The 7962-nt window shown below is 40.4% G+C and carries 5 protein-coding genes; 1 reads left to right on the top strand and 4 read right to left on the bottom strand.

The window, feature by feature from the left end:
- Window positions 1-627 precede the first annotated feature (627 nt).
- Window positions 628-2394 (top strand): S8 family peptidase, encoded by a 1767-nt coding sequence (locus BLR37_RS23600; protein WP_167356672.1) that lies wholly within the window; start codon window positions 628-630, stop codon window positions 2392-2394.
- Here the strand turns inward: BLR37_RS23600 and BLR37_RS23595 are convergent, their stop codons facing one another.
- The 4 genes from BLR37_RS23595 to BLR37_RS23580 all read right to left on the bottom strand — a co-directional run bounded on the left by BLR37_RS23595 (window position 2395) and on the right by BLR37_RS23580 (window position 7959).
- Window positions 2395-3192 carry a polysaccharide deacetylase family protein gene (locus tag BLR37_RS23595; protein ID WP_090772997.1) on the bottom strand — a complete coding sequence of 266 codons (798 nt, stop codon included), beginning with the start codon at window positions 3190-3192 and terminating at the stop codon, window positions 2395-2397.
- Window positions 3193-3195: 3 nt separating this feature from the next.
- Window positions 3196-4125, bottom strand: coding sequence for a glycosyltransferase family 2 protein (locus BLR37_RS23590; RefSeq protein WP_090772995.1), 930 nt, complete (start codon window positions 4123-4125; stop codon window positions 3196-3198).
- Complete coding sequence (locus BLR37_RS23585; RefSeq protein ID WP_090772993.1) at window positions 4122-5303, bottom strand: glycosyltransferase family 87 protein; 1182 nt, start codon at window positions 5301-5303, stop codon at window positions 4122-4124. The genes BLR37_RS23590 and BLR37_RS23585 overlap by 4 nt, the downstream gene beginning before the upstream one ends.
- A 97-nt stretch (window positions 5304-5400) precedes the next feature.
- Window positions 5401-7959, bottom strand: a complete 2559-nt coding sequence (locus BLR37_RS23580; RefSeq protein WP_090772991.1) for an alpha-L-arabinofuranosidase C-terminal domain-containing protein — start codon at window positions 7957-7959, stop codon at window positions 5401-5403.
- Window positions 7960-7962: the final 3 nt, after the last annotated feature.

The following is a 7962-nucleotide window of genomic DNA, read 5'->3' as shown; positions in this document are numbered from 1 at the left end:
CTTTTGCCGTATTCAAAGCAAAAAGTTAAATTAGTACATCTAGAACCATTTGCAGCTACTCTAAATAGCATTACGCATAATTTTCATCATAGGAGGAGTTAAGGTAATTAAGGTTGTTTTTCTTAATGTCCTTAAAAACCTCGCAGGTTTAGCTCGTTTCTTTTATTATTTAAAAACCTGCGAGGTTTAACCTTTCAAAACGGGATATACCTGCTTTGGTCTTTTTACTTTAAGCTTTTAATAATAGCCCTGATGGCAGTGGAAATCCCTTTTAGCTGGAGCAGACACACTAAAGCTTGTGTAAGGCCTCCAAAAGGATTGCAACGTACAACAGGACGGAACCTTTGCTACAAGCACTGGCTTTGCGCTTCTAAAAAATAGCTACTTTAGTCTTTCAGCCTAAGCTTTTTTAAACCATTAAGGAGTTAAGGTAATTAAGGTTGTTTGTACTGAAGCATATCTTTCTTAATGTCCTTAATCCTTTAATGATAAAGAAAACAGTGGATGCTTACCTGCTTGTTTTGCTAAGGTAACAGCCATCTGATTACGCTTGTTAAAAAATGTAAAATCTTTTAAGCTCAAGCCAATAAAACCGTATTATTGTAATATTACGTAGATATGGCTATGATGAATTTGAACCTGAAGAAACTGGCTTTCCTTACTTTTTTATGCGGTGTTAACTTTGCCGTTTACGCACAGAATAAAAATGTACAGCTCCCGGCCAATTGGTTTAATCTCGACTTAATTGAAAACGGTTACTTTGGTATCAGTACTGAAAAAGCTTACCGCGATTTATTAAAGGATAAAAAGCCCAAACAAGAGATTATAGTAGCCGTAATTGATGGTGGGGTAGATACAAGTCACCCAGACCTAAAAAACGTACTGTGGACCAATAAAAAGGAAATTCCAGGTAATGGGATCGATGATGATGGTAATGGTTACATAGATGATATTCATGGTTGGAATTTTATAGGCTCTAAAAAAGGAAATCTTGAGTTTGATAACCTCGAATTGGTGCGTTTATTACGTATCTACACGCCCAAATATCAATCTACTACCAATTTAACACCTTTAGATAGTACGCAAAAGGAAGAGTTCAGGTTGTATAAGAAAATGGTTGGCGATTTTGGTAAGAAATACGAAGATGCCAGTAATACTTTTTCGGTATTGATTGCCATTAACAAGGTATTAGATTCGGTTGCAAAAATCAATAAAAAGGAAATTCCCACATTAGCCGACATAGACCAGTACAAAGCTGATGATGAAACGGAAGAACAGGTAAAAACAATTATCAGAAAAGGTGCTAAAGAAGACGGTGGTTTCGAAAAGTTTTATAAAAACATTAAAGATGGCTACAAACAGTATGATGCCATGCTTAAGTATAATTTGAACCCTAAATACGATATGCGTGCGGAGTTGGTGGGCGATGATTACAACGACGCTAACCAGCGCAATTACGGAAATAACGATGTAAAAGGGCCCGATGCTTTTCATGGTACACACGTTTCGGGGATTATTGGTGCCGACCGGAATAATACGGAGGGTATTTTGGGGGTAGCCAACGCGGTAAAAATTATGGCCATCAGAGTGGTGCCAACAGGCGATGAACGTGATAAAGACGTAGCCAATGGTATTCGTTATGCAGTAGATAATGGTGCCCGCGTAATTAACATGAGCTTTGGTAAAAGTTATAAGTGGGATAAAAAAGCTGTAGATGAAGCGGTGAAATATGCCGAGACTAAAGGAGTTTTACTGGTGCATGCCGCAGGAAACGATAATCAGGATAACGATGTGGAAGAGAATTTTCCGAACAAGTTTTTTGATAGCAAAGAGTCTGAGGCTTATAAACAAGCACATAAAAAAGCAAGTAAACCTGATTTTACTCCACCGCGACCTAATGCTCAGTATGGGGGCATGGGGATGCGATCTCCCTACGACAGAACTTCGGCTTTAAAACCCGTGCCTGTTGATACGGCTAAATTTAATCTGCCTCATGCAACAAACTGGATAGAGGTAGGGGCAAGTGCCTATAAGGACGATGATAACCTGAAAGCCGATTTTTCGAATTACGGAAAATACAATGTAGATGTTTTTGCTCCTGGTTTCCTGATCAACTCAACTGTTCCGGGGAATAAATACGAAGAGGCTGACGGAACGAGTATGGCATCGCCGGTTGTGGCTGGCCTGGCCGGTTTAATTTTAAGTTACTACCCTGAATTGAAACCAGCACAGGTAAGGGAAATTATTATGAAATCGGTATCGAAAGTTACCCATAAAATTAAATACAAAAACGAAAAGGGCGAGAACGTTCGCGTGTTGTTTAGCGAGATCTGCGTAAGTGGTGGTATTGTAAATGCGTATAACGCCTTAAAACTGGCCGAAACCTACAAATAGTTAACGTTGTTTCTTAACGTCGTGTATTAGCGGTTTAAGAAACTGCTGAATGGTACCAAATGGATATTGTTTGCCTTTTAAATAGGCGATAAAGTTGTCCATACGCGCAATCATTTGCTCCCCTGTATTTTTGCGTACATAGGCCGGGAAACCAAAACGTTCAAAATCATTCAGATCGGTAAATTCCCATGGGTGAAAATAGATGTTCAGGTAATGATCTTTTTGATATGCCCATTTGGCTAAGCTTTTGTAAATACCCAAAGGAAGGTTATGAAAAGATAGCCAGAATAAAGGGAACCTGACCCATGGACTTACCGAAGCGGGAAGCTGCAATACATTGTTTTGCTTAAAATAGGTTCGCGAAACATGAAAATTATTGTAGCGTCCCGGTAAATAGGTGGGGTTGATAGAAGAGTTATAGCTATAACCAGCCTTTTCTACTTCGCGTTCATCAACGGGCATCATCCTCGCCATGCGGTAACCGATAATTTCCTGTCCCGAAAGTTCTTCGAGTTTTAATTTCGATTGCAATAAATGTTCAGGCTTAAAATCAGAGTGGTAATAACCATGCGAAGCCAACTCATGACCGGTATCAACAATTCTTTTGATCAGGTCGGGAATATTTTCTGCAAAGGTTACGGTGCAGAAAAATGTAGCTTTTACCTGGTGTTTATCCAAAAGATCTAAAATAGCAATGGTCCCTACCCTCGAAATGGAGATCTGATCTTCAAAAGAAATCGTTTTTCCATATTCAAAAGGCATATCGAACTCTTCGATATCGAAACTTAACAGAACCATTTATTATTGCTTAATATTAGTTGAACGGATAATGTAATTGGGACGGTTTTTAGCCTGCATAAACATCTTACCTACATATATGCCTATAATGCCCAAAATAATAAGTTGTAGCCCCCCGAAAAATACTATGGTCATAATTACCGATGCCCAGCCCGAAACCTCAACATGGTTAACGAATGCGTAAATAATATAGGGTACGTAGAGCACAGAGGCAAAAGACAGGATAAAACCGAGATAAACTGCTGTGTAAAGCGGCTTGATGCTGAAAGAGGTAACACCATGCAAGGCCAGCCTAAGCATCTTTTTTAAGGTGTATTTACTTTGCCCCGAGAAACGTGCTGCAGGATTATATTTAATGGCATATTGCTTAAAGCCCAGCCATTTTACCAGGCCGCGGAGGAAAGGTTCATTTTCGTGAAAATTACGGAAAACATTAACCACTCGCTGATCGAGCAGACGGAAATCTGCAGCTCCGGGTTCCAGATCGATATCTGAAAGCCAGTTTAAAACTTTATAGAACAGACTCGATGAGCTTCTTTTACCTTTAGATAAATTTTTATCTTCTTCGCGGATGGTGTACACTACCTCATAACCGGCTTCCCATTTGGCAATCATCTCCGGAATCAGTTCCGGCGGATGCTGCATATCGCAATCCATAGAAATTACACAATCTCCAAAAGCATGGTCCATACCCGCCTTAACTGCTAGCTGGTGACCAAAGTTTTTAGAAAATTCGAGAAAGAATACATTTTCGGCCGTGGCTGCATATTCTTTTATTTTTTCGAGCGTATGGTCGGCACTGCCATCATCAACCAAAATGATTTCGTAATTGTAACTAAGCGTAGCAAAAACCTTTTTAATACTTTCGGCTATTACAAAAATATTATCGGCCTCGTTATACGCTGGGATGACTATAGAAACTAATTTCTTCATTTATCGGCAATCAGATAAGACTCAAAATCTTCCTTCATCATTTGGTAAACAATGGTAAACCAAATCAACACGCAAGGTAGGGCTTTAAGTGAATATAGACGAATAAATTCTTTAACTGGCCTTGGGAAAATATCGGTTGGCGACAAGCTGGTAAGGATAAAAGCGAAGACAAACAATGCAATTATCCAGCCTTTTTTCTCTTTCTGAATGCTAAACCAGATGGCTACACCAGCAAAGGCAATAACATAGGTAGGCGATTCTGATCCGCTGCTGAAAATAACGGTAAAGATTAATGTAGATGCCAGAAGCATCAACCTGAAACCGGTATGTTTAAACTGAGCAATCCTTAAATAAGGTAAGCCAAACAAAATTACCCCACCCAATAAAAAGGGCATGTTCGGAATAGTTACATCACCCGTTATCCTTCTGGCCATGCCCATCAGCGAAATATCCTGAAAAGAAGTTAACGATGCATTTAGCTCATTTTTATGGGCGAGCGATTGATACCAATCGCTGTAAGATTGTATAATGAATGCCGGCGAGGAAATAAGCATAGGCAATGCAAAGAGTAAAGCGAATGCTGCCAAGCCTGCCAAAATAAATTTCAACTTGTTTTTGGTAAAGAAGAAGAAAGCTAAGCCAACAATGCCGTACAACTTAACTAAAGTACCTAAAACAATAAAAAAGGCCGATTGTATTTCTTTCCTTTTAACGAGATAGGAAAAACTCAGCAATATAATTCCGGTCAGCGCAATGTTAAACTGAAAGCTAAACAGTGCCGTAAGTGTTTCGTGGGCGCAAATCCAGGCGATAACCGATCTCGTTTTAAGATTAAGTGGCAAACTGTAAATACCCCAAAGTAATACCGCTACGTTGGCTATGTTCCAGAGGATAGAACCTACGCCATCGGGTAATAAAGCAAAAGGAGCAATGAGTACCGAAAATACAGGGCCATAATGGTTACTGTCGTTATATTCGGGGTAGTTGAGGTATAAGTTTTGTAAATCGGTAGTATGCCAATACACATATTTAAAAATAAGGTAATTGTTATACGAGTGATGATGGTATTGTTTATACCCCGCTACAATAGCCAGAATAAGGTAAATAGCAATCAGGCATTCCTTTTTTAGCAGGAATGAGATTAGTTTTTGACGTTTAACGTTTTGAGCAGGAATCATTGTTTTTGGCGCTGCAATATAACTATTTTAACAGTTCCGCCGATAATATATTCTGTTTAGGGTTGGGTTGATAAGAGAGATTGTCAGGGAATCATCTTTATGGTTTAAATTTAATCACGGTAAACGAATAAGCCGGTATTTCGAGCGGTTGCCCGGCGGTAAGTGTGATGTTGCTGCTTACAGGCAAAACTTTTTTATCGGCAGGGTTTCCAGATAGGACTGTTTTGGTGGCCTTAAAGCTTTGTTGTTTCAAATTTAAATCCAAGGTGGTATTTACTGCTACCGGAAGCAGGTTAACCAGTTTAACGGTAATTTCGCCGCTTGTTGCATCTTTAACCATTGAGCAGGCTACCCTTTTCTTAGCTGCTTCCTGATTTGCGGAAAGTACTACAGTAGAGGGTATATAAGTATCGCCACCATTCTGTCCATATAATTGTTGTACATAATAGCCAATAGTAGGCTTCACCTCGGTATTGTTAAAATAAATTAAATCCGGATTCCATTGCGTGTGGCCCTCTTTGGCAATCAATGGTGCGTAAGAAGCCATACTCACCACATCGCCATTCCGCTCAAGCGAAATCAGGTATAATGCTTCGGATAAGGAGGTTTCCAGATTGGTTTTATTTCCGCCGGGAAGACTTGCTGCATATTCGCCCAGATAAACTTTTGATTTATTGCGATCGTAATTATCGTAATAATCCTGATTGTTAATAAACCAACCCGGCGATTGATAATAGTGTTCATCAATAATCGGAACGTTTAGATGAGAAGCAATTTGCCAGCCTGCATCGTAATCGCTGCCTTCAAAAAATGGTCCGGCAGTGCCGATAACGGTAATCTCAGGATGAGCTTTTCTCAGTGCTTTATAAATCATGGCAAATCGCTCGGCAAATACTTCGGTAATCTGATCTTCGTTACCTATGCCAATGTACTTTAAATTAAAAGGTTTTGGGTGACCGGCCTCCGCCCGTTTTTTGCCCCATTTGGTTTTAATATCGCCATTGGCATATTCAACCAGGTCAATAATATCCTGGATGTAAGCATCCATCTCACTCATTGGAATACCGCCCTGTTGTCCGCCACCACCTGTTGATGAATTCTGGCAAGGTACGCCTGCTGCAATAACCGGAACAGGAGCGGCACCTATATCTTCGCAAAACTGAAAGTATTCAAAATACCCCAGTCCCATGGTTTGGTGGTAGCCCCAAAGGTTACGGTCGGGTTTGCGCGATTCGAGCGGACCGATGGAGTTTTTCCATTTGTAAATATTGGCAATGCCATCGCCATGGGCCAGACAACCGCCTGGGAAACGCACGAAACGTGGCCTGATGCCAGCAATTGTTTCGGCCAGGTCGGTCCGCAAACCATTTTTACGGTTTTTAAAGGTGTTTTGCGGAAATAAAGAAACCATGTCAACTGCAAAACGGCCCGGAGTTTCGATTACCAGCTCAAGTTTGGCATCTGCAACATCAGCACCAGGTGTGAGGGTGACTGCTTGTTTTTGCCAGTTTGCAGCACCAATTTTTAAGGTAGCCTGTGCAATAATACCAGCTTTGGCGCTGGTAAGCCTTATTTTAAGGTTTAACTTTTGTTTATCCAGCAATTTTGTAAACATCGAAAAAAGATAAGCCTCGCCTTTTTTTAGGGCTATACCGTCAAAACCACTGTTACTTAAAGTAGCACCTGCAGCAGTAGCATTTATCGCTGCGTAGTGTGGATTGTTAGGGTGAATTGGCGAAACCGAATCGATTTTCAAACTGGCACCTGTTATTGTCCAGGCATAAGTACTGTTCCAGTTTTTGTCGTTAAAACCTTTGTCGAGCGGGTGATATTCAAAATCACGGTTTTGGATCAGTTCTGCATAAAGTCCGCCGTCGGCAGCATAGTTTAAATCTTCGAAAAAAACACCCGTAAGCATATTACTGATGGCTTTTGCTTTTTCAGGCTCGAAAGCTATTTTGGCCGTCACCTGCTTTAAGCCACTGAAACGGAAAGCATCATCTTTAGCTTGCTCTGCATTCTGTTTACTTTTATAGTCCTGCAGTTCGAAGGCTTTTTTCAAGGCTAAAATATCGCTCCAGGGCAGATAGAACATTTGTCCATCCTGTTTACCATCCATATTAATTGCAGTACTTGCATTACGATAGGCCGATGCGGTTACAGGCTTTGCGGAGGTGTAATGACTTAAATCTTTAGATTTTACTTCGAAATATTTTCCTTCAGCATCGGTATATATGAGGGTATATTCATCAGTACCCGCATTATAGCTAATTACTGGTCGCAATACATTTTTGCCACCTGCTACGTATGGATAGCTTTGTGGTTTCCAGTTAATCAGATTAGCCGATTGGGCAGTGGCAAACTGCATGGCTTGGTTATTTAAGCTCCAGGCACAAATCCATTGTTTATTTTTCCCCTGGATGAGATAGGGACTGATCATTTTCTTTTCGCTACCCCAACGCCCGTAATCGCTTTTTAAAAAGATGTAATTATTGCCAACCGGCGTCCAGTGTTGCTTATCCAAACTCCAGGCAAAGCGTAACCCATTTGTATTGTATGCAAAAAGGTATGCAGAGTCCGGTTCATTTTTTTTCAGTGCGAATACATTTACGGCAAGGAGTAAAAGAATGGCGAGTGGCAATAATCGTTTATTCATCTG

It is taken from the genome of Pedobacter soli (assembly GCF_900101435.1).
GTDB lineage: Bacteria > Bacteroidota > Bacteroidia > Sphingobacteriales > Sphingobacteriaceae > Pedobacter > Pedobacter soli.
Note: the sequence above shows the minus strand (reverse complement) of the source record. Positions and strands in the feature narration are given on the sequence as shown.